This window comes from Lacticaseibacillus pantheris DSM 15945 = JCM 12539 = NBRC 106106 (genome assembly GCF_001591865.1).
Lineage (GTDB): Bacteria > Bacillota > Bacilli > Lactobacillales > Lactobacillaceae > Lacticaseibacillus > Lacticaseibacillus pantheris.
The window spans coordinates 1-23,374 of record NZ_BCVS01000029.1 but is presented as its reverse complement, the minus strand read 5'-3'; the positions used below and the strand labels follow the sequence as shown (position 1 = coordinate 23,374).

Genomic DNA, 23,374 nt, shown 5'->3' with positions numbered 1-23,374 from the left:
GTTACACCCCGGCAGTGGTTACCATTCCGACCCCACACGCCTCCGCCCACCGATCCGGCCGACGCGGTCTCCCGCTACTTTGGTAACTGAGCCTCCGGGCATGTCGACTCCGTTCACAAGTCTACCCGAAGAATTGTGCTGCTTGTCGGTGAAGCATCGGCATAGTGTAGGTTACACGATACCGTAAGTGAGTCGGATTACTGCCGACTATGTAGACAAATTATTCTGCATGTACCCGAGGATGATTCTTGCGCTTTTGGAGTGGTTGGCTTTCTAAAGCAAAGGTCTGATATTTCCCGGGAAATAACTATCCGGTTGTGGGCAGTGGCACGCATGTACTGCCGTTAAAGTAAAGGGAGCATTCGCGATGAATGCTCCCTTTTTGCGCAGATTTCAATGTTCAAAAAGGATTGTTGACACTAGTTAGCTTTACAAACTAGGTAACCGGTGATATATTTTGGGTAGTTGGTAAAACTAACTAGTGGAGGAAAACATGAAGCAGTCACAATTATTAAAAGGTGTCCTCGAGGGCTGCGTTCTCCTCATTATTGGGCAAGGCGAAATTTATGGTTATGAACTAATGCAACGACTGCACGCGTACGGGTTTACTTCCGTCGTCGGGGGCACCCTGTACCCGTTGTTGACCAAACTGGAAACGCAGGAGCAGATTACGGGAAACTTACGTACATCACCAGATGGGCCAGATCGAAAGTATTTTCGGCTAACTACAAGTGGAGTTAAGGCGGGCCAGGATTTCGAGCGGCAATGGGCAGAGCTGCGCGCACAGGTTGCGGCAGTGGTGGAGGACAAGAACAAATGACACACAATGCGCAGTGGTATGCCGATAAATTGAATGCGTTGGAGAAGCAATTGACACCTGCTGACCGTGATTGGTTTAATTCGCTCCGTGAGTATACAACATTAGGAGCTGTAATGCGCGATGAAACCGCGGTGAATGCACAACTTTATGCCATGATGACTGATTTATCGGCGGCGGAGCAGGATGGCGGCGACGCTATTTCATTCTTCGGCAAAGATGCTCAGAAGATGGCAGATTCTATATTAAAGCAGTTACCCCCAGCCCGATGGCAAACAATTGCTCAACTTTTAGGAATTGTTGTTGGCGTTAGCTGGCTGGTTATGCTTATTGGTGGGGGATTGACGGATGGTGCGATGACCATCAACTTGCTTTCATACCTTGCAGTAGCCGCATTATCAACCGCTATGGTAGTAATCGTGCTGGCAGTGCTTCGGTACCAGATCTATGTAACGGTACGAATTCTTAAATCACGTCTTGCTGGTTTCCTAATTATTTGGCTCATAATGATGCTATACATTGGTGGCACCCTTGCCATCGTTACTTTTATGCCGTTAACATTCGCAATTAAAGTCCCCTTTGCGTGGGCGGTTGTGCTTGTCAGCCTGGCAACAGCCCTTGCTTGCTGGCTTGTCCTACATGTGCATGACAAGAATTTCACCCCAATGGCATTCATGGCGATCATTATTGGCGCAATGACAATCTTCAGGCTATGGTGGCAAGAAACCAAGTTCATACCGGCTGGCGTTATGGGCGCGATTGTGGTGATAATAACGGCGATTGCACTGGTTGTGTACGGTTTCTGGATGAGGCACGCCGTAAAAAGTGATCAGGAATAAACAGGGACTAGTATATGAGGATTACCTCGAGTCGTGTGTGTAGCATATTGAAAGTTTGGGAACCGTGGCGTCTCCACAATATATGCGTAAAAATCTCAACTAATATATAATCATTATAATGTGCTGTGTGAATGCCACTTGCTCTTAATCTTTCGAAAGCATGATTGTCAGGGGTGATCATAATGACGGTTACAATTGGTAATGTTCTTCGCCTGCCCGCTCTTCAAGGGGCGAGCCTTTTAACCGATGCTCGCGGGTTGGAGATGCCGGTCACCGCTGTTTCCGTTCTGGAGTATTCCGAGGTGACAGCGATTCAAAAATCCTTAGTTGATCAGATTCATTATCAGGGTAATGAGTTAGTACTAACCGCCTTTGCAAATGTTCGTGATAATGTGACTGCTCAATGTGAAAATATTCGCCTTATGAAGTCTCAAGGTGATACTGGATTAGTATTATTTTATGTAGGTATCTTGATGCCAAAGGTTGACCAGATGTTGATAGATTTAGCTAACGAGTTAGATTATGCGCTGATACTGATGCCGATGAATGATCCGCATCCCGCGTACAGTGACGTGATTGGGGATGTTATGCAATCAATTTTTTTGGATCAAATGCATAACCCAATGTTCGCAATGCAATTACTGGAACAAGTAACTAAAATGCCTGTGCAACATCATTCTATTGATACAGTGGTGCGACTAATCAGTGAACGACTCCACGTAGGAATTGCTCTTTTTGACCAGGACGGTCAGGAACTTGTTAGTTGCGCGTGGCCGGCGACCGTTAATGAAAATTGGTTGAATTTTTCTCGGGCTCATTTTGAGGGTATATCAGGATTAATCGATTCACGGCAGCAGTATTGGGAGCAGGTTACAGACAATCAACATTTCGGTACCGTCAGTTTACTGATTCTTCGAGATGGTCCCGCAATGGACGTTTATGCTCGCAGTGAGGTGGTATCGGCGCTACAGATAGCCTTGAATTTGTGGGGCAAAAACCCGGGTGCCATTAACCGAAGTGCCTTGTTAACTGCAATTATGGCGGATGATCCGTTGCGTATTCATAAATTGTCTCGTTTTTTCCATGTATCAGTAAATGAGCTTCAGCATGTTTGGATAATTCCTCAGTTTGTTGGGCAGGAGAGTTCTCACCATAAGGAGCAGTTGGTTGATGAGGTATCTCGTTTTGCTACAGTAAGTCTTTGCGAGCGTTACAAAGATATGCTGTTCATTTGTGTTAATGGAGCTTTATCTGCGCGGCTAATTGCTCATATAAGTAAGTCAATAACTGACTTAACTGCATTATGGAATTATCCCGTTTCCCCGATAGTGTGCCCACATCTACTTGGCTTAAGCGATTTAAGATCAGCTACAGAATTGGTGCAAACTAATGCTGCTGATGCTGCAATGATTTTTCCACATGACGAATGTTTAACTATTGGTGAATTAAGATTAGCCCAAAAATGTCGCAATATGATTGCTCGGGGTACCACGTGGTTAAATAGCGTACTTAATGCTCAGCGTCGACTGATCGATGTTGACGAGGCACCAGAGTTGCTAGAAACCATTGCAGCATTTCTGCTTGATTGCAATTGCAGCGTGGTAGACACTGCACGGCAACTTTTTGTTCATCCCAATACGGTTAAATACAGATTGGGTAAGATAGAAAATTTGGTTGGTTTTAAGGTTGGGACGATGCCGGATTCTGAATGGCTTTACACTCTCGCCGGTATATCCAGACTTATGCAATAGCAAACATTAAAAATGCAACCACCACTTTGACCTTTTGGTCAGAGTGGTGGCTGCATTTTTGTTTGTTTCAATAATGAAATTAAAACCAGGTGAGCGTAAACTAACTTTCAATGATAACCGGTTTCAGAAGTCAGAGCGTTGTTTTCAAGCTATATTCGTGTCGTGAGTACCGGAAATATAATGTTTTTTTGTAACAATCAGTTTGCGGGCGCATCATTATCACTTTACAAATAAGGAGAAAAATATGGCAGATAATGCAGTTGATTCTAAAACAAAATTGGCGAATATGACCGATGACTATTCACTTGAACGGGTTCCTGCAGAAGGGAAAACACCGATGTGGAGAGTTTTGATTGTACAAATTGGTGGATTCGTAGCGCTCAGTCAGTTCATGTTGGGAGCGGAATTGGGCTACGGAATGAGTTTTTGGGATGCAGTGATTGCTACAACGGTCGGAAGTACATTTCTAGAATTTATCGCCTTTGGCCTGGGCGTTGCTGGTCAGCGTGAAGGGCTATCAACTTCACTGCTTTCTAAGTGGACTGGATTCGGCACAATTGGTTCTGCTGTCGTAGGTTTAACCTTTGGTATAAGTTTGATTGGGTGGTTTGGGATTCAAAATTCAATTTTTGCCCAGGGAATTATCGCCCTTTTACCGGGACATGTAAGTTTCCCCCTTGTTGCTGCGATTACAGGGCTGGTCGTAACCTTTTCAGTACTATTTGGATTTAAAGGACTGAGTTGGACTTCAAATATTTCTGTGCCTGCTTTTATTATCGTGATTGGCATTGCGACTTACAGCATGTTTAAAGGGCATACTTTGACAGGTCTGATCACCATGGCGGCTCCAGGAGCTGCTCTTTCAATGAGTGCAGCAATTACTATGGTTACGGGTAATTTCATTATTGGTGCCATTATCATGCCTGATTTGAATAGGTTTAATCACAACGCAAAGGATGTATTTTGGGTGTCGGTAATCGGCACATTAATTGGCGAACTTGGAGTTAACGTACTTGGTGTACTGATGGCACACGCTGTTGGTAAGGAAGAGATAATGCCAATTATTTATCAGTTAACGGGCGGCTTCGGCATTCTCTTAGTTATCTTCAGCTCAGTTAAGGTGAATGATTTAAATTTATACTCGGCGTCACTGGATTTTGCCAATTTCTTTAAACAAGTTTTTCGTAAAGATTTTAACCGAGGAGCGATTACCATTGTTTCAGGCTTAATTGGTACCTTTTTATCCGTCGTAGGATTGATTGACCATTTTTCTGATTTTCTAACCTTGTTAGGGTTAGTATTTCCTCCGATTGCATCCATCATGTTCATTGATTATTGGGTTTTAAAACGTTCTCGTCATGAATTGGATGAAAGTCGGCTAGTAGGCCAATTGCCATCAAAGGAAGAACGATTCCCGTTGGTCACAATTATTGCGTGGGCAGGTGGAACTTTGGCGGGTGCGTACGCAAATTGGGGGATCCAATCATTAAACGTATTAGTAATCTCCGGAGCTCTGTATTACTTGGGCATGAAATTATTTGATCGTAAAAGGCTGGAGGCTTAAAAGATGCGTCAAATTGGAGTTGAAGAATTACGTGATATCGCCACTGGGGCCGCCCTTATGGGAGCTGGTGGTGGTGGTAATCCTGAAGTTGGGAAGCTCATGGCAATCGCAGCGGTTCGAGAACACGGTCCCGTTAGCTTGCTAGATCCGAGCGAAGTTCCAGATGATTTCTTAGTGACATCACCATCCGGAATTGGCGCCCCCGCAGTTGGATTAGAAAAGTTTCCTAACGGTAGTGAGTTCGAATTAATGATGAACAAGTTGCGGGAGATTTTAGGGCGTGATGTTGATGCGGTTTTTCCCATTGAGGCGGGTGGTATTAACTCGATGATTCCGTTTATCGTTGGAGCCAAGCTGGGGTTGCCCGTTGTTGATGCGGATGGCATGGGTAGGGCCTTTCCAGAACTGCAAATGTCTACCCTCGCATTGGCTGGTCACAGAATCTGCCCGTTAATTTTAGCAGATGAGAAAGGCAACCTAGTTCAGATTGATGTCGATAGTCCACATGATGCGGAAAAGTTTGCTCGTGCTGTTACGGTGGAAATGGGTGCTACTTCCCAATCTGTCAGTGATACAACCACTGGCGATGCTTTGCGTAATGATGGAGTTTTGGGAATTATTACTAAATGCCAAAAAATAGGCCATTTAATTCGCCATTTGGGTGATTATCCTACGCCTGCAAGTGCGCTGGCAGCGTTACTCGATGTAACAAATGGTCAGCGGATGTTTACTGCTAAAATAACAGATATTAAGCACGTTACAAAGTCTGGCTTTAACTTTGGCACTGTACTTTTTTCTGGAATTGATGGTGACAGTGGTCGTATGGGTCAACTTGAATTTCAAAATGAGAACATTGTGTTTTCTGTAAGTGGAACCGTTGTTGCCACCGCACCTGACTTGATTACGCTGATAGATACTGAAACGCTAGATCCTGTCACTAATGAGGAGTTGCGGTACGGAAAACGTGTTCATGTTCTGGGCTTACCCGCGGATGATAAATGGCGCACACCTGCTGGAATAGAGTGCGTTGGCCCTCGTTACTTTAAGTACGACATTGATTATCAACCGGTTGAAGAGCTAGTTGCAGAAGCACAGAAAAAGGGGGTTATTGACTGATGAGTTATCGACTAGGAATTGACGTTGGGGGAACAAACACTGATGCAGTGATTTTAGATGATAATGATTCCGTATTAACAAGTACCAAAACGCATACGACCCCAGATGTTGAGAGCGGTATATACTCAGCAGTCGACGTTGTTTTGTCAGAAAGTGGGATTGATCCCACCTCGGTAACGGCTGCTATGCTGGGGACCACCCAGGCAACTAATGCCATTGTTGAGCGCAAGCAACTGGCGCGCGTTGGGGTTGTTAGACTCGGGTATCCGGCTACTGCTGCCATCCCCCCTTACACTGAGTGGCCAAAGGATTTGGTGAATTCACTCACTGGACAGTATCAACTCGTACACGGTGGATATGAATATGATGGCCAATTATTAACGCCTATAGATGAAGATGAGTTACGGACAACTTTCCAAAAGTGGTCGGGGAAGGTAGACTCTGTAGCAATTGTGGGCGTATTTTCAGCCTTAAATCGTGACCAGGAAGAGCGGGCAGCGGACATTGCCAGAGAAGAGTTAGGGGAAGAAATTTCGGTTTCCCTATCATCCAAAATTGGTAGTATTGGACTTATTACGCGGGAGAATGCCACTATTTTGAATGCCGGCCTGTATCAAGTCATTAGTCGAGTTACCAAGGGCTTTTCGGCTGCTTTGAAGGCGAAGGGTGTGGTTAATGCTCAAGTGTACCTATGCCAAAATGATGGTACGCTGATGTCGTTAGAGTATGCCGCTAAATACCCAATACTGACCATCGGTAGCGGTCCGACTAATAGTATTCGCGGGGCATCGTATTTGTCTAAACGGCGAAATGCCCTGGTTTTGGACATCGGGGGCACAACCTCAGATTTAGGAGTATTGGTTAATGATTTTCCCCGCGAATCAAGTAAGGCTGTATCAGTTGGAGGGGTACAAACTAATTTTCGGATGCCCGACATACTTTCTATTGGGTTGGGTGGAGGAAGCATCGTTCGCCAGCTGACTGATGGTTCGGTGACCGTTGGGCCCGATAGTGTTGGTTACGCAATTACAGATAAAGCCTTGTGTTTTGGAGGTGATACGATTACCGCCACCGATATCGCCGTCCGGTTAGGTAAGGTGAAACTCGGTAATCCAAAGTTAACGGACGTGATTTCGCTATCCGTTGCACACAAAGCAGTAGATGTTATTCAAGCCCAGTTGGCTAATGCTGTTGATAAAATGAAGACGAGCGCAGAACCTGTGGATTTAGTTTTAGTTGGCGGCGGGGCCATTATTGCTACCGAGGCGATTGCAGGCACTAAGAAGACGTTTACTTCTGCACTGGGCGGTGTGGCAAACGCGATTGGAGCCACCATTGCTCAGATTGGTGGTCAGTCTGAACGTTTGTATCAGTACGTCACGATTCCCCGAGAAGAAGCAATCACTGCTACGACGGAGGATGCTACACGTCAGGCAGTTGAGGCCGGTGCCGACCAAGACACTGTTCAAGTGGTTGACGTGGAGGAAGTACCTTTGCAATATGCTCCTGGAGATTCAACTCGGGTCAAAGTTAAGGTTGTTGGTAATATGGTGTGATTTACGTGAACTGCCAGGTTGGATTTTACCGACGTATTTAACTTCTGGGACTTAAACAAAAAACACTCAGACCAACATCTGGGTGTTTTTGATTGGATAGGAAAGGCGAGATTAGAAATATTGCGCGTTGTCCAGATGATGGGGGCGAAACTCAAATGTGATACAATGTAAGCGCTTGATAATATTGCAACCTACATACCACAAGGAGGCCCCCATGTTCCAATACTCGCTTCGCTACACCCTGGATCCGCGTACCAATACGCCGGCCAAAGACGCCAAGCTGTACGCCTTTGTTCAACAGGCACACGTCGATAACGTTGCGTTCTTCATCAACCCCGAAGAGCTCAATGAAAGTCACCTGGATGCTGACCAGACCCAGATGTGGCTGGACGCCATCAAACCCGTGTCCGACCACCTCGCCACCCTCGGCGTCAGCACCAGCCTGAATCCTTGGACTACCATCATGCACTCTGACCGCGGACACACCGTTAGCCCCGCCCTCGGGTTCAGCACGTTGGTCGACATTAACGGCTGGCAGGCGACAGAAATTGCTTGTCCCGGTGATCCGGGGTGGCGGGCGTATTTGGCTGACCGGTACGCGCAGTACGCGACTTTGCATCCCCGCGAATTGTGGCTCGAGGACGACTTCCGCCACTACAACCACACGCCGCTGAAACTGGGCTGTTTCTGCGACCGGCACATGGCCATCTACCAGGAAAAGTTGGGCCGGAAAGTCTCCCGGGCCGCATTCGTGGCAGCCATGCTGGCGCCCGGTGCACCCACGCCCGAACGCAAAGTCTACCTGGATACCGCTCGCGAAGAGATGAAGGCGACCGTCAGCGCAATTGAAGCGCAAGTCCACGCCGTTTCGCCCGAGACTAACCTGGCACAGATGACGTCGTTCCCGAACTGGCACGCCTTGGAGGGACGCGACTGGGCCGGGCACTTTGCGGGTCTATCCGGTGAGGGTCACCCATGGGTTGCCCGGCCACACTTGCCTGCGTACAACGAAATTGCGCCGCTCAAGTACAGCCGCGTCTTTGAAGACTACACCCGCACCACCGCCGCCTACCTGGGGGACGATGCGGAACTGTTGCCCGAGCTCGAGAACTACATGTACTCACCGTTCGTGAAGTCGGTGGCCTTTACCCAGTTCCAGATTGAGACCGCCGCGTTGGTCGGCGCCCGCGGCATCCTCCTCAACCTCTTTGACATGATTGGTAACGGGATTGACGATGATTATCATTACGCGGAGATGCTGGCTGCCAGCAAGCCGTTCCTCGACGACATCACCACCCACCGTCTGTGGATGAGCACGACCCGGGGTATTCGGGTGCTGGTGGATCAGGACTCCGCGTACACGTTACACACGCACGCGGGCAAAGACCCGGTGGAACTGTTGCCGCACGAGACTAACTGGGCCGCACTGCTGGGTACGATGGGTTTCTCCACCACCATTACGCCGGTACAACCCGATACACACTTTGCGGGTGAACAGTTGGCCATCAGCGGCCAGCTCCTCCGCAACTTTGCACCGGACACGATTCAGCAGTTGTTAACGGATAACGTCACGCTGCTGGATGGTGAGGCCGTGCAGGTGTTGCTGGACCTGGGTTTGGGTGACCTGATACACGTCGACAATGCTGAGTGGCACGCCGTTCGGACCGGCTACCAGTCCTACGAAGCCGCGGACGGGCACACCGTCGAGGGGGTTGCCGACCCGCGCGTGACGATGTTGCAGCATACCGGGGATTACCTGCGGTTGGGATACGCGCCTGGGTCTGACGTCGACGTTTGGAGCCACGCGTACAGCGCGGACGGGACGCAACTGGGGCCGGTCATGGCGGTGATCAACCACCGCACAATCGTGATGCCAATGGATGAGGACCCCAAGTACGGGTGGGAATCCCAGTACGTCGGGTTCAAGCAGGGGTTGTACCAACAGATGCTGGACACGATTACGAATGTGGACTACCTGGTGGGGATGCCGAATGCAAAGTTGATTGTGACCACGCAGGACGGCCTTATGCTGTGGGCGGCCAATTTTACTTTGGATGATTATGACCGCATCACGTGGGTGCCGGCGCACCATTTGGACGCCACCACGGCGGTAGTGCTGAGCCGTGACGGGGACCAGAGCGTCACGACGTGGGTGCCACTGAAGCAGGAAGACGGCCGGGTAGTAATTCCGGTGCGACTCCCGCATTTACAGATGGTACAAATTCACTTTGAATAACAAAAATGGTATCCAGTCACGTGACGGGGCGGGGTACCATTTTGCGTTAGTTGGTGGGTGCTGCATGTTGTTATTAGGTGTATACTGGCGTTGTGAAGAACACGCTTACTTTTTGGAAACAAGTTAATCGTGATAACAATTCGGGAGGGAAACATTATGGACGTAACGGATTCAATCAAACGGCTGCGTTGGACGGTGGAACACCACTTTCTGCACATACAGGCGCAACACGACTTTATGCGCGCGTGGGCCATTCAGTTTGAGCTGGCGTACACCGACTTTCGGGTGATCCAGATGGCGCTGCAGTTGAGCGGGGAAGAGCAGCACCCGTTGCTGGGCGAGTTTGCCAAGGCTTACGATGATGTTTACCAGTACGAGTACGCGTTCGTTGCTGGTGGACTGGCCGGATTCAATGACAAGTTCGGCGGCCACATGGATGATTACCAGCATGCCGAGTCTAAAATGTTAGGGCTGATTGACCGCGTAGACGCGTTGCCGGCACTGCACACGTTTGGGGCGTAATGAGGTAAAGATAAAATTATTTGGTGGGCGCGGACATTCTCCGCGTCTTTTATTGCTTTGAAAAAATGTCTTTTGTAACGATTTTGGGGTAGTGGATTATCACTAGAAAGGTTGGTGTCACGCGTGTTTAAGGTTGATTTTGATCAGTCAGTGACGATGGACAAAGTGCCCAGCACCTCGGCCGCCGACGCACTGCAGGATTTGATGGCAATGCACCACGTCACCCAGGCGGACTTTGCCCAACATATCGTAATTTCGCAAAAGCAGCTGTCGTTTATCCTGAATCGTAAGGCGTACATGAGTATCACCGTTGCTAAACGGATTGAGCAAGCCACCGGGGTGAGCGCGCGCCTGCTCGCCCAATTAGACTTTAATTATCGGCTGGCCCACGAAGACGGTGGGGATTCTATCCTGGTAACACCGTTCGATTGGGCGAATGCTTGAAACTAGGTTCAAAGTCTGTGTCCGGACGGGTGCAATTTCCGGACCGCAGCGAGCGCGGCAACTTCGCGTGCAGTTAATGTGAGACCATCCGTAATCATGACCATTGATATCTGGTTGAGTAATTGCTGGAATGTGTCGGCAAAGGTTGCGCCGCATGCATCCTGTAATTTGGATAGGGATGATTGCACGTAGGTGGCGGTCTGCGAATGTGCATGGTCAGTTTGCAGAGCCTCATTGAGTTCGCGCATTGCCGCTATGATTTGATCGTGGTTGAACATTGTATTTCCTCTTTAGGTTGATGAACTTCCCTATGAATGAACCTGTTGTAACGTATACTGTAAACGAAAACAGTTAGTTTGCAAATCGCCTGTGATTATGACGGAGGTGGGTTGATGAGTGCTGCTAAAAGCTCTGATGAAGTTAAGCATTTGGACTTGGTCAGGATACGCAAAGTTGGCGACGAAATCATGGTCCCATTACCCGTATCGTTTAATATTGATGTTAATATTGAATACAGGGCAGTTCTAAAAGAGGACGGTGTCATCAAGTTGATACCCGGTAACACCAATTTATATGATGAAGCGACTGGGCTTGATGTCAGAGCCGCAATTGAGAAGAATCACGTGAAAGATAATGGTTCCTTAGTGGGCCGCGAAAATTTTTGGACTGAGGACTAATATTTACAACGACAGTCACGCCCTACCGCATATTAGCGGTAGGGCGTGACTGTTTTTACAGCGTTATACCGCTTTCCGCCACTGTGGCTAGTACCCGCAGATTCTGCATAAACCCGCGGCGAGCCACCGGCCGCAGCAGTTTGAGCGGCACCCCGGCTACGCCCGCGGGGTCAACTACGACGGTCTGGACGACCACTGTATCGTCGCCGTCTCCCGTCAGCGCGAAGTCGACTTGGTAGTTGAGGCGGTCACCCTGGACGTGGTAACTAATCACGTCACCTTTGTTCGACACCGTCAATTCCTCAGCGGCATTGATGGCGTCACGGTGCCGGTGAATGGCAAAGGTGTGGTTGGCGGTCGTGGCCACCGTGTTGATTTCCTCATCCCAGTTAACTAGCCGCTGCGGGTTAGCTAGAATGTCGGCCACGGCGGCCGGGTTGGCCTGGATGGTAATGGTGTTATCAAAGAATTTTTGCATGTCTGTCACGCTCCTTATTAAGTATGGTTTCAGCATACCGAACGGGGCGGGTCAGCAAAAATCAGAATACTAATATTTACGGTTTGTGCACGTGTTCATCAAATAGTTGCGCGAGGAAGGCTGATTGTTGTTCTGCTTCTAGGTGGCGGCCCGCGTCGCCGTTGCTTTGCGCAATCACCGCGATGAGGTAGTAACAATTGGCCAGCATAAAGTGTGAGTCGTGGGCCGTGATAAAGTCGATGCCGTCTAACAGTAGCTTAAGACTGCGGTGGTCCCGCTCCAACTGGTGCTGCGTGAGGGCGGCGAGGTAGTAGACCACGTTGAGGTTGGGGTCAAAGCGGTCGCCGCCCAGCTCGGCGAGCGCCCGGTCGCAGTATTCGTCGGCCGACTTTGCCTGCTGGTTGATGGCGTCGAGGTACGCCATAGTGACCCAGGCGAGGCGGGTCAAAGCTGTGGGCGTTGCCGGTGCGCTGGCGAGTGACTGCTGGAGCGATTGGCGGACCGCCGTCAGCTGTGGGGTCGCGGGTGCCTGTAGTTGGGCGACAGCCATGTAGTAATAATAGGATTGCGTTTGGGCGTCAGTTTGGACGTGGTCAATCACGTCTTGGTCGTTCAGTAAATTCAGCAGTTCTTGGTAGCGGTGCGCGTTACAGAGCGTGACCACGCGGTCGTTGATGGTGTCCGCATCGCTAATTGCGTAGTTGGTCGCGAGGTTGAGTACGTCCAGCGCCAACCCGAGGCGCGCACACAGCGCGATGAGTAGCTGGGCGTTCGGCGTGTACCGGTCGTGCTCAATTGATGAGAGCATGGACTGGGAACAGATACCGTCCGCTGCCTGGACTTGCGACAACCTTTGCGACTGCCGTTGTTGTTTGAGGATACTACCGATTGTGGGTTGCATAGGGCACCTTCTTCCATAATGCCAAGATCAGTAATTTAGGTAGATATTGACGTGGGCTTGGAATCATAGTTTTGGTAAAGGTACCACTGGCTTGTTTGTCGGTCAACGATACTTTGTCTTTGTGATGGCGTGTGTATAAGGGTTATGAAAGTAACTAGCGTAAATTAATAATATATATACGATGATTTTATCGCTTTTTCGGTCGTATGCCCCGTTAACCAATGCTATAATCTTATCGTGAATAAGCCCATAGTTGCCGGGTTCTAACATGTCGCTACGGACGCAAATAGTGAGGGTGCATTATGTTTAAAGGTTCAGGGAAAAGTTGGCGTACTGTCTTTGCATTACTGATGGGTCTGGTACTGATTTTGGGGCAGCTGTTTACGGCGGTGCCCTCCAGCGTTGATGCGGTTGGTGGCGGTCAAGAGTTACCGTCGCAAGGGTTAACGGCTGCGGACGCAACGGTCACCGACCAGAATGGCAAGGTGGTCCAAAATCCGGGCCAGCTGACGCTTTGGGATAACGTTAAGGTGCAATACCACTGGTCGGTGGGCGACGACGTGAAGGTGCAATCTGGCGACTACGTGACGGTGACCTTACCAAACGGGGTTGAGTTTAGCCAGGTTCAATCGTACCCCGTGGTTGATCCGGACAATCAGCAGCTGGTCGGGAATTTTTATGCGGACAAAGGCGCGACGACCGGCCGCATCACCTTTGGCACCTACTACCAGCAACACCAGTACGGCAAAGCCGGGACGCTTGAATTTTGGGCTCGCGGCGAGAAGAATACTGGTTCTGACGTGACGGGCAACCAGGATTATGCCCGGAAAATCGGCTGGTTGATTGATGAAACCTACAACCACCAGACGCAAAGGTATACCCAGGTTCAGTGGCAGGTCGCGATTAACCCGAACAACCAGTACCTGAAAAACGTGCAGGTAGTGGATACAATCGGTACGTCGAACCAGACGTTGGCGGCGGACACTTTCCACGTAACGTACGCGGCATCGGGTAAGGACGTGCCGACGAGTGACTACACGGTGACTCACAGCGGCAGCAACCTGACCGTGACGTTCAAGCAGGACATCACGGAGGCCCTCAACCTGCTGTACGCCACTAACATTACGGATGCGGCGTACCTGGCGACCGGGGCGGCGGCCGTGATGAACAACAGCTTCACCATGAGCGGGAAGCTCGCGACTACGGGTGGCGACGTCGACTTTGACACCACCAGCGGTTCGTACTCCGGCCAGGCACAGGTCCGTGTTGGTGGCAGCGCCACCGGCGACGGGACGGAAGGCAAAGTCACGGTCAATGGGCACAAAGTGTGGGCTGACCACGATAACCAGGATGGGTTGCGGCCTAGCAGCATCCAGATTGGTGTCTTTGCCAACGGCGGGAGTACGCCAGTCCAGACGCAGACGCTGACGACCCCGAACACCGACTTTGCGTTTAATGGGCTCGATGAGGTGGACGTGAACGGGACGCCGATTACCTACACGGTGCGCGAGCTGAACGTGCCGGATGGGTACACCAGTAGTGTGGACGACGCGACCAACACGATTACGAACACGCACGAACCGGCGACGACGACGGTTCGGGGCACGAAGACTTGGTCGGACAAGGATGACCAGGACGGCATACGTCCTGCTAAAGTGACGGTAGCGTTGTTTGCCAACGGTCAGCAGACGGCGACGAAGACCGTCACGGCGGCGGACAACTGGCAGTATGAATTCACTAGCCTGCCAGAGTTTGCGGCGGGGCAGAAGATTAACTACACTGTGCAGGAACTGAACGTTCCAGATGGGTACAAGGCTAGCGTTGACGGTTTTGACGTGACGAACACGCACGAACCGGCTACCACTAGCGTGCAGGGTACCAAGACCTGGAAGGATCAGAACGACCAAGATGGCATACGTCCGTCCAAAGTGACGGTAGCGTTGTTCGCCAACGGTAAGCAGACGGCGACAAAGACCGTCACGGCGGCGGACAACTGGCAGTATGAATTCACTAGCCTGCCAGAGTTTGCGGCCGGGAAGAAAATCACTTAAACCGTACAGGAACTGAACGTGCCGGACGGTTACAAATCCAGCGTTGATGGCTTTAACGTGACGAATTCGCACGAGCCGGGCACAACGACGGTCAGTGGTACCAAGACGTGGGTGGACAAGAACAATCAGGACGGAATTCGTCCAGGCAAAGTAACCGTAGCCTTGTTCGCCAATGGTAAGCAGACGGCGACGAAGACCGTCACGGCTGCCGACGACTGGCAGTATGAATTCACGAATCTGCCAGAGTACGCGGCGGGGCAGAAGATTGTCTACACGGTGCAGGAACAGAACGTGCCAGAAGGGTACAAATCAAAGGTTGACGGCTTCGACATCACGAATACACTAGTGCCGACGACACCGACGACACCGACGACACCGACGACACCGACGACACCGACGACACCGACGACGCCGACGACACCGACGACACCGACGACACCGACGACACCGGCAACGCCAACAACGCCGGCCACCCCGCCAGTCATGCCGGACACGCAGGGGACACCACCAGTGACCCCGGCGGTCGTACCAGCAGCGCCAGTGACCCCAAAGTCGCACACGCCGCAACATGGAATTTTCCCAGCGACGGGCGAACGGGTGGCCTGGATCTTGGTGTTTATCGGTCTGGTATTACTCGCCGCGGTTTGTGGCCTAATTACAATCCGCCGGCAACGGGCATAATCTAGCAGCCGGTACACAGCCGATAATCAGTCTTGTATACAACAATGGCGTCCCCCAAGTGTGGGGGACGCCATTTTGTTGCTAAACGCGTTCGGCCAGCAGTTCGCCGAGTTTGAGCGTGGTCTGTACGTTGCGAATGGTAATTTGCGTTGAAATTGCCGCGGGCGTCCGCGACCACCGCGTGTCCATAAACTTGGTGGCTTTGCTGGTAACAAAGATGACGGGGCCATCAACTCGGCTTTGCTCCTCCTCATCATCCACCGCACCCATGGCAGCCAAGACCTTGTCGGGCGACGTTGGTGGGCAGACAAAGATGGCATTGCTGATGCTGCCGGCCGCCGGCGCTGTCCACCATGCGGGGGCGGGCGCCAGCACCTTGAGCAGTTCGCGGGCCACAAAGGTGCTCACGGGCACGTTCAATCCCCATTCGCGCACGACGGCTTGGCTCCGTTCCTGCACCACGTCGGGTGGCTGTGAGCTCGTCAGCATGACGTTGCCGGAATTAATGTATGTGCGCACGTTGGTGAAGCGCGCGGACGTAAAGGCGGCGCGCAGGTCCGCCATGGTAATGCGGTTGTTGCGGCCAACGTTGATACCGCGTAACAGAGCTAAATATTCCATCAGAACCCCCTGCTTGGTTAACACGGATGCACTCAATGTCCGTGGTCATCCTCGTTCTTGATTGCTTTGGCGATATTCTACCACAGACAATCCAACGTTGCGATTTAGTTTGTAGTAAGAATAATATTTTTTTGATCGCAAAAAGACTGTCTTGACATGACGAAAATCGGCTCACAATTGTAATTGTTGTGAACTTTGGCCATGCGGTATGAATGTTGATTTATATCGTAAGTGTTGGTTAATTGCCCGCAGTGACGGTAATGGCATTCACAAACTATCAAGTCGATAATTGTGATGGTATCCAATGCAGCCCGCTAATAGCTGTTACTTATGGCAGTATAAAAATATTGAAAGAATAACGTTAACATGATACTCTTTGCTTGTGATTTAATGGGTGGTTTAACTCGTTGGAGAGCACGGTTATTGTACTGGACAATGACCTTACACATAGCAGTAGTCCGGCTTTGGGGGAGGAGGGCAGAACGGAGAAGCTTATGAAGAAATCATTATTGGGTTCAATTTTCGTCGCTGGTATCGTGCTGTCTGGGATTGCAGCACAGCCACAGGTTCAGACCCACGCAGCGGAGGACACCGCTGCGGCGGCTGCCACTACGCAGACGGACGCAGACTCCGCTGCGACTACGCCGGCAGCCACCGCGGATAGCCAGGCGCCGGTCAAGAGTCAGGTGCCATCGGGTCAGACCATCAAGACTGATGGGCAGAACGACACGATTAGTACGGCCGATGCCGATGCCAAAACGGACAGTAACGGCGATTTGGCGTATAAGCACGTAGGTAACGGCGGCGTGGTTCAGGTAACTGAAGGTTATGACGACAACGGTAAGGAAGATGGTTATTACAAGGCCACCGTTTCTAATCAGAACGCCTTTAAATCAGACGACACAAATGATACCAGTGGCTATAATACTTTAGGTGCGACCAGCGTGTTCAAGGGCGATACAACTTACTATGCGGAGTACGCAAATGGTGCATGGCAAGCCAATTCATTGACCATGACTGATGGTCAGGAACCAGCTGGTCGTCAGAGCTTTAACGTTGATGTTTCTAGTATTGCCGAGGATATGGACGGTTCTCACTTTGATCAACAGCTCGCTGATGGTGTGAGTGTCAGCGTGTCCAAGTCTACTCATGAAGACGACGGCAACCACGTATTCCCTGGTGGCACCTACTTTGATGTTGAAATTTACGGTAGCAACGGCTTTAACGATAACTACCAAACGAAGTCTGAATCTGATGATGAAATCGCTCAGATGACTGACGCGTACGTTAACGTGCCGTACACCTTCCACTACTTTGACACGAACAACAACCTGATGACGGGCACGCTGAACCTGATTAACGGGAAGATTGAGACGCCAGCAACCACCACGACGACGCCAGACACGGACAAAGGCGATACGGAAACACCAACGACGACGCCAGATACGGACAAGGGTGACACGGAGACGCCCGTAACGACGCCAGATACAGACAAAGGTGACACCGACACGCCAGCAACGACGCCAGATACGACTAAGGCCGATACGAGTACGCCAGCCACCGACACGACTGACGGCAAGGAACCGGCCAAGCAGCCTGCGGGCGAGCCTGCCCCGGCCAAGGCCCCTGCGACAACTCCGGCTGCAGCAGCGCAACCAGCGACGGCGACGCCTAAAGCAACTCAGCTAGCCGCCCAACCAGCAGCCAAGGCTCAGACTCCGGCTGAACCAGCTGCGACGACGCCAGCCAAGGCCCTGCCAGCAACTGGTGATCAACAGACCACGCTGCTCGCAGCCTTTGGTACGGCCATGTTGGCCCTGGTTAGCCTGAGTGGATTGGTTAGCCGCAAGCGTCGCGCTTAATTTTAACTACCTCCTTTAGCGAATAAAATATTAACGACCCGGTTTTGCCGCGCAACAACAGCGACGAAACCGGGTCGTTTTGGCGTTGGAGCACTGGTTGCCACGCATTATTTCCACCACTTTGCTTACAACCGTCGTCAGCCCCGCCCGCCTAGCCCTGTTATACTTAATGGTGTGAAGACTGCTACTAAGGCCAGAATAACGGAGGATCGACATGACACAGACGTATGATTACGATGTTTTGTTTCTCGGTGCGGGTCACGGGACCTTTGATGGTGCCGGGCCCTTGGCGGCAAGCGGCAAACGGGTGGGCGTCATCGAGAGTGGGCTCATCGGCGGCACGTGTCCGAACCGCGGCTGTAACGCCAAGATTACGCTGGACGCGCCGGTGACCGTGCAGCGTGCGGTGGAGCGGATGCAGGGCGTGGTGAGTGGCAAAGTAGGCATCAATTGGTCGGAGCTGGTGGCGCACAAGCAGACCATCATTGACCCGCTGCCGGGCAACATTGCGGGTAAGTTGACGCAATCCGGCGCGGATATTATCCATGGCCGCGGAGTGCTCATCGACGCCCACACCATATCGGTGGATGGCCGGGCTTATACCGGCGACAAAATTGTGGTTGCCACCGGGCTGCGTCCTCACCGTTTGGACGTACCGGGCGACGAACTGGCGATTGACAGCTCCGACTTTATGAACCTGCGCGAGTTGCCGCACCGCATCGCCATTATGGGCTCGGGCTACATCAGTATGGAGTTTGCCACCATCGCCAACGCGGCCGGGGCGGACGTCACCGTCCTGATGCACGGCGACAAGGCGTTACGCCGGTTCCACCAGCCGTTCGTGGAAGCGGTGATCGACGACTTGCAAAGTCGCGGGGTCACCTTTGTCCGTAACGCCGGTATTCGTCAACTATCCCGGGATGACGGCGACATCACGGTGCACTACGGGGATGACGCGACGCTCGCCGTTGACATGGTGCTGGACGCGACCGGACGGATTCCGAACGTCGAGGGCATCGGGCTTGAGGCGGCGGGCGTGACGGTGACGCCGCACGGGATTCCGGTGAACGACCACCTGCAGACGAACGTGCCGTCAATCTATGCGGCGGGGGATGTCATCGATAAGGAACAGCCGCGGCTGACCCCCACGGCCACCTTTGAATCCTACTACCTCTACCAGCTATTTAGCGGACAGACGGATGCGGCGATTGATTACCCACCGATTCCGACGGTGGTCTACACGTCGCCGCGGATTGCGCAGGTCGGCGTGCAGCCAGAGAGTGCCGAGGCGGTGGGCGCAAGCGTGGTCCACAACCACGTGCCGGACGATTGGTACCGCCAGATTGACGAGCAAAGTATCGGTGATAGCCTGCTGGTATTTGATGATGATCACCACCTGGTGGGGGTCGCGGAGATGAGCGAGCAGGCCGAGGATGCGGTGAACACGCTGCTGCCGGCGGTGGTGTTCGGCTACGACCGCGACCAGATGTGGCGGATGGCGCACTTGTTCCCGTCGATCAGTGCGTCGGCTTGGCACAAGATTCGGTAGTGGGGATGTTGTGGGCGTAACGTAAATTGGGCGTTAGGTCCGGATAGCACACAGGACATATTTATGGATATGCGCAAAGGCTGCGTTGGACCGCGACGGTACGGCGTTTGTGGCGACAAACTGAATATGCGCGCACGCATATTTGGTGGGGGGCGAACGAATGATATGTTCGCGCGGTTGAGCGGCGATATTGCGCATATGCGTAAATATGTCCTGTGCCTTATATACGGTTGACGGATAAATTTTAATTGCGGCCAGCCGCCGCAGTACCATAATTTTTTTGAAGCGGGCGTATCGACAAAGATGATTTGTTGATACGCCCGTTTTTTGCTTTAACGGTTTTGGAAAAATTTTTTTATTGGTTGGCGATCTTATCAGAGTATACTGACTTTGTACATTTCATATAAATATGACGGAGGAATTGTTGATGAAGAGAAACAAAATATTGATTAGCTCAGTGGCACTTTTGGGATTAACGGTTGGTGCTAATGAGATCAATCACTTGTTGGATAACGGCAGACAGGCCTCAACCCAGGCGGTGTCGAATGATGATCGAATGTCGCGCAGTGCTAGTGCCAGTTCCAACGTTGCTGTAAAGGCCACTAAAATTTCAGCGACGGCCGATGTGGCAACTCGTTCCGCAAATGTAGCAAGTCAAGACGCTGCTTTAACTGCCGACGCCGTTTCCTACCCCCAATCGTGTATTGACGCTGAGGTCGCTAGGACTGCTGATTATTCATCAACCAAATCTGGTGTTAACTTGCAGGCCACGATAGACTCCAATGTTGCTGCGGTAGCAACTCTTTCTACAAATGTGCGAAGCCAGGTCGCTGCCTCAGCCGTTGCTGCAGTTTACTACCCCCAATCTGACATTAATGCTGAGGCTGTTTTGGCCGCTGATTCTCCGTCGGGTATGTCGATGGCCTCCCACAAAAATCTTGCAGTAGCTGACAGCCAAATCGATAGAACGGCTTTTGCTCGATCAGCTGATGATGCAAATACGTCCGCCGCAGCCTCTGCATCCGCAGTTGCTGGTAGTCAAGTAGATTGACAGCGTATTTTTTAAAAAGTTTAAGTGTGTGACAAAAAAGTCCAAAACAAGGTTATTTGCGATACCCACAAACGGATTATCGCGGTTTACCTTGATCTGGGCTTTATTTGCTTAGTTAATAAAATTAGAAATTAATTTGTTTCGTTGGTGTTTTCGTTATTGTCCGTCGTTTCCTCGTCCTGCCCCTTATCCTTATGGTCCTGATACCACCGGTAGATCCACCAGAGTAGCAAAAGTATCAGTAACAGAATAATCGCGTCCCGCCACAGGTTCATGGGGCTGAACGTGTCGCGCGGAATGGTGTGCGTTCGCCTTGCTTCCTTGAGTGAAATCCGCCGGCCGTACACCAACAGGCGGTGGTCGTTAATGCCGATGGGCGTACACGTCATTAGGATGGCGCGGTTCTGCTTGCTCTTCACGTAGAAGTGCGACACCGCGTCGGCGCGCTGCGGGTCGATGACCTGCTTGCGGTACACCTTGTAGGCGAGGCGGTGGGCAAAGACGTCGAGGTAGAACACGTCGGCCTTCTTCATGTAACGGATGTTGTCAAAGAAGATGCGGTTGGCCATCCCCGTATGCCCGGTCACGGACGACGTGACGTAATGGCCCTTGCTTGGTAGGGATGTGAATGGCATGACGCCGGTACCCTTCGCGAGAATGCGGTCACTATCACCGTAGTAGACCGGCATCCCCTTGAGGTGGATGCTGGGGATGCTGACGTTACCAATCGCCGCTTTGGGGTGCCCGTCCATAATTTCCTTAATCGTGACGGGCCGGTATGGGTGTGGCCGGCGTTGTTGCGTGGCGTAGGCGTTCGCGTTGTACTGGCGAATCAACTCGTCACGCTTGGCGTCGGCGGGGTACAGGTGTTTACGGTAGTTTTCAGCCAGCCGGATACGCTGGTTGTCCTGCTGGTGTTCGTAAATCATGGGGGCAAAGAAAAGGATGGCCCCGAGGATTAACATCGTGCCGAAAAACCATTTGAGCCAACCGTGACGTTGACGGGGTTGTTGCTGCTGATCGTTATTGGCTTTCTTCTTTGACACGATTAAAACCTCCGTATGCAAAATGTGGCACTGCGCGTAGTCCCGCCAATTCAGTGTTGACAGTGCGCAGCTTGGGGAGCGGGCGGAGTCGAAACACGGATTAGGGCCATACGTAGTACCACTAAGTATGAGGGCTAACGCACGCATGTATGCAACATTTTGGGGACGCACGTTAACCTACGACAACATCATACCCACTTTTTACCGTCATGTGTACAAATGGGACAGTTGTGACCAGGCCAAAAGTGTCTTGGGTACCCAAGGTTGGGTGCAACCGTGCCGCTAGCGTGGGTTTGAATGCAAAGTACGGGGAAAACAACAATTAGCGGTACGGATGTGTGGCAGGTAAACGCTGGCTTTTCAAACATTAAGACGATATTGTTTAAAGCTTGCCTGAGATTATCACCGTAATATAGATAAATCGGTCACAAGTGGCCATATTTTGTTATAATTAACCCGAATACTGAGCCGTACTTGTTGGTTAAATATTGCTCAAATTTTTTGTACAAAAAATGTAAATAGTGGGTAATTGACTGGTGCCCGGGTTGGATAAATAGGAGGCCGTGATGGCTGTGGATTATGGAGCGGTAGGTCGTTATATTGAGGATTTGCGGTTGGCTAAGCACATTCCGCGGCAACGTTTGGCGGATGACCTCGGCTGGTCGCAGAAGACTTTGCAGCGCATCGCTCAGGGTCAGGTTGACATGAAGTTGAGCCAGTTTATCCACCTACTGTCGTACCTCACGGCGGAACCGGAAGAAGTCCAAGGATTGGTGGAGGGCCATACCTGGTCGTTCGATCAAGTGGACGGTCATATTATCAATGCGGGCGCAACTGGCGATACGCAGCAATTGGAGAGTATCCAGGCCGAGCTCACTGCGGCAGCCAAGGATGAATACCTACCCTGGATGAAGAGTGAGATTATGACCTGTGAGATTATGCTGTGTGAATTACGCAGTGACAGTGATGGTGCCCGGCAGGCGGCCAACCGTTTGTTCCGGCAGTTTGCCAACTATGAACAGTGGACGGCCTTCGACTTCCGCGTGGTTAGCCGCGTAGTGAGTTACGTGCCGTATGCCGAACTACAGGGCACCTTTAAGGGCCACAGTTTGAATACTCGGGCGTTGGGATGGACTAACCTCGATGATCAGTCGGACGCCGTGCTGGACAGTTTCTATATTGGGCTGCTCGACAGCGCGGTGGATTCTGGCGAGGTGCACAACGTGCTGGAAGCCAGCGATCTCATTCGCAAACGGGTTGTGCTGTGGAGCAACTATTACTTCCGGATGTACAAGCGACTGTGTGAGGCCATTGAGGAGTACCTGACGGGCGACCAGAAGCGGGCCGTGCAGATGAAGGACGACCTGCTGGCCAGCGTCAGTGGGTTCATACCTGAGGGCATCTTCAGGCGCGACCACGATGGTATCGAACAACTCTGGCGCTCCATCCAGCAACTGGCACCTGCAAAGTAGCGGCGGGGGGCGGCAGCGTAGGCCGGGTTGGTGAGCTGCGGCTTACGTGCCCTGCGCCGTGATTGCTACACCCGCACGCTCCAGCCCGTCCCGGGCTTCCACGAATCTTGGAGCCAAAGAAAACCACTTTGTATCCAAGA

21 protein-coding genes are annotated in these 23,374 nt (G+C 51.5%); 16 read left to right on the top strand and 5 right to left on the bottom strand.

What is annotated here, in order from left to right:
• Nucleotides 1-493 precede the first annotated feature (493 nt).
• The 9 genes from LPA02S_RS04765 to LPA02S_RS04725 all read left to right on the top strand — a co-directional run bounded on the left by LPA02S_RS04765 (nt 494) and on the right by LPA02S_RS04725 (nt 10,845).
• Complete coding sequence (locus LPA02S_RS04765) at nt 494-820, top strand: PadR family transcriptional regulator (protein ID WP_054651630.1); 327 nt, start codon at nt 494-496, stop codon at nt 818-820.
• Entirely contained in the window at nt 817-1,656 is an 840-nt protein-coding gene (locus LPA02S_RS04760; protein ID WP_054651628.1) for a hypothetical protein, read from the top strand. The genes LPA02S_RS04765 and LPA02S_RS04760 overlap by 4 nt, the downstream gene beginning before the upstream one ends.
• Before the next feature lie 182 nt (nt 1,657-1,838).
• The gene (locus tag LPA02S_RS04755) at nt 1,839-3,407 is read left to right on the top strand and encodes a PucR family transcriptional regulator (protein WP_056956695.1); all 1,569 of its coding nucleotides are present in this window, start codon (nt 1,839-1,841) and stop codon (nt 3,405-3,407) included.
• A gap of 244 nt (nt 3,408-3,651) precedes the next feature.
• The gene (locus LPA02S_RS04750) at nt 3,652-4,971 is read left to right on the top strand and encodes a purine-cytosine permease family protein (protein WP_082607894.1); all 1,320 of its coding nucleotides are present in this window, start codon (nt 3,652-3,654) and stop codon (nt 4,969-4,971) included.
• Between the two features lie 3 nt (nt 4,972-4,974).
• Nucleotides 4,975-6,087: an S-methyl thiohydantoin desulfurase family protein gene (locus tag LPA02S_RS04745; protein ID WP_056956694.1), complete on the top strand. Its 1,113-nt coding sequence runs from the start codon at nt 4,975-4,977 to the stop codon at nt 6,085-6,087.
• Nucleotides 6,087-7,643, top strand: coding sequence for a hydantoinase/oxoprolinase N-terminal domain-containing protein (locus LPA02S_RS04740; protein WP_056956693.1), 1,557 nt, complete (start codon nt 6,087-6,089; stop codon nt 7,641-7,643). The genes LPA02S_RS04745 and LPA02S_RS04740 overlap by 1 nt, the downstream gene beginning before the upstream one ends.
• A 214-nt stretch (nt 7,644-7,857) precedes the next feature.
• Nucleotides 7,858-9,879 carry a hypothetical protein gene (locus LPA02S_RS04735; protein WP_054651622.1) on the top strand — a complete coding sequence of 674 codons (2,022 nt, stop codon included), beginning with the start codon at nt 7,858-7,860 and terminating at the stop codon, nt 9,877-9,879.
• A gap of 153 nt (nt 9,880-10,032) precedes the next feature.
• Nucleotides 10,033-10,401: a hypothetical protein gene (locus LPA02S_RS04730; RefSeq protein WP_054651632.1), complete on the top strand. Its 369-nt coding sequence runs from the start codon at nt 10,033-10,035 to the stop codon at nt 10,399-10,401.
• A 123-nt stretch (nt 10,402-10,524) separates the two neighbouring features.
• Nucleotides 10,525-10,845: a helix-turn-helix transcriptional regulator gene (locus tag LPA02S_RS04725; RefSeq protein ID WP_054651620.1), complete on the top strand. Its 321-nt coding sequence runs from the start codon at nt 10,525-10,527 to the stop codon at nt 10,843-10,845.
• A gap of 8 nt (nt 10,846-10,853) precedes the next feature.
• Here LPA02S_RS04725 and LPA02S_RS04720 read toward each other — a convergent pair whose 3' ends face one another.
• On the bottom strand, nt 10,854-11,123 hold the full coding sequence (locus LPA02S_RS04720) for a hypothetical protein (protein ID WP_054651618.1): 270 nt from the start codon (nt 11,121-11,123) through the stop codon (nt 10,854-10,856).
• Between the two features lie 114 nt (nt 11,124-11,237).
• On the opposite strand from LPA02S_RS04720, the gene LPA02S_RS04715 reads away from it, so the two are divergent.
• A complete protein-coding gene (locus tag LPA02S_RS04715; protein WP_054651616.1) occupies nt 11,238-11,522 on the top strand; it encodes a hypothetical protein in 285 nt (94 codons plus the stop codon).
• A 55-nt stretch (nt 11,523-11,577) separates the two neighbouring features.
• On the opposite strand, the gene LPA02S_RS04710 is transcribed toward LPA02S_RS04715, so the two are convergent.
• Nucleotides 11,578-12,000, bottom strand: a complete 423-nt coding sequence (locus tag LPA02S_RS04710; protein WP_054651614.1) for an SRPBCC family protein — start codon at nt 11,998-12,000, stop codon at nt 11,578-11,580.
• 76 nt (nt 12,001-12,076) lie between these two features.
• Complete coding sequence (locus tag LPA02S_RS04705) at nt 12,077-12,901, bottom strand: helix-turn-helix domain-containing protein (protein WP_054651612.1); 825 nt, start codon at nt 12,899-12,901, stop codon at nt 12,077-12,079.
• 302 nt (nt 12,902-13,203) lie between these two features.
• On the opposite strand from LPA02S_RS04705, the gene LPA02S_RS04700 reads away from it, so the two are divergent.
• Together LPA02S_RS04700 and LPA02S_RS04695 are read left to right on the top strand one after the other, a co-directional pair.
• A complete protein-coding gene (locus LPA02S_RS04700; protein ID WP_054651610.1) occupies nt 13,204-14,952 on the top strand; it encodes a Cna B-type domain-containing protein in 1,749 nt (582 codons plus the stop codon).
• 57 nt (nt 14,953-15,009) lie between these two features.
• Entirely contained in the window at nt 15,010-15,633 is a 624-nt protein-coding gene (locus LPA02S_RS04695) for a Cna B-type domain-containing protein (RefSeq protein ID WP_156470991.1), read from the top strand.
• A gap of 81 nt (nt 15,634-15,714) precedes the next feature.
• Here the strand turns inward: LPA02S_RS04695 and LPA02S_RS04690 are convergent, their stop codons facing one another.
• Nucleotides 15,715-16,254, bottom strand: coding sequence for a DUF1697 domain-containing protein (locus tag LPA02S_RS04690; RefSeq protein ID WP_056956691.1), 540 nt, complete (start codon nt 16,252-16,254; stop codon nt 15,715-15,717).
• A 494-nt stretch (nt 16,255-16,748) separates the two neighbouring features.
• On the opposite strand from LPA02S_RS04690, the gene LPA02S_RS04685 reads away from it, so the two are divergent.
• The 3 genes from LPA02S_RS04685 (at nt 16,749) to LPA02S_RS04675 (ending at nt 20,716) form a co-directional block, all read left to right on the top strand.
• A complete protein-coding gene (locus LPA02S_RS04685; RefSeq protein WP_054650607.1) occupies nt 16,749-18,116 on the top strand; it encodes an LPXTG cell wall anchor domain-containing protein in 1,368 nt (455 codons plus the stop codon).
• 214 nt (nt 18,117-18,330) lie between these two features.
• The gene (locus tag LPA02S_RS04680; RefSeq protein ID WP_056956690.1) at nt 18,331-19,665 is read left to right on the top strand and encodes a dihydrolipoyl dehydrogenase family protein; all 1,335 of its coding nucleotides are present in this window, start codon (nt 18,331-18,333) and stop codon (nt 19,663-19,665) included.
• Nucleotides 19,666-20,092: 427 nt separating this feature from the next.
• On the top strand, nt 20,093-20,716 hold the full coding sequence (locus LPA02S_RS04675) for a hypothetical protein (protein WP_054650605.1): 624 nt from the start codon (nt 20,093-20,095) through the stop codon (nt 20,714-20,716).
• A gap of 131 nt (nt 20,717-20,847) precedes the next feature.
• Here the strand turns inward: LPA02S_RS04675 and LPA02S_RS04670 are convergent, their stop codons facing one another.
• Complete coding sequence (locus tag LPA02S_RS04670) at nt 20,848-21,762, bottom strand: class C sortase (RefSeq protein WP_054650603.1); 915 nt, start codon at nt 21,760-21,762, stop codon at nt 20,848-20,850.
• A gap of 566 nt (nt 21,763-22,328) precedes the next feature.
• Between LPA02S_RS04670 and LPA02S_RS04665 the strand changes: the two genes are divergently transcribed.
• Complete coding sequence (locus LPA02S_RS04665; protein WP_056956689.1) at nt 22,329-23,234, top strand: helix-turn-helix domain-containing protein; 906 nt, start codon at nt 22,329-22,331, stop codon at nt 23,232-23,234.
• The last annotated feature ends 140 nt before the right edge of the window (nt 23,235-23,374 follow it).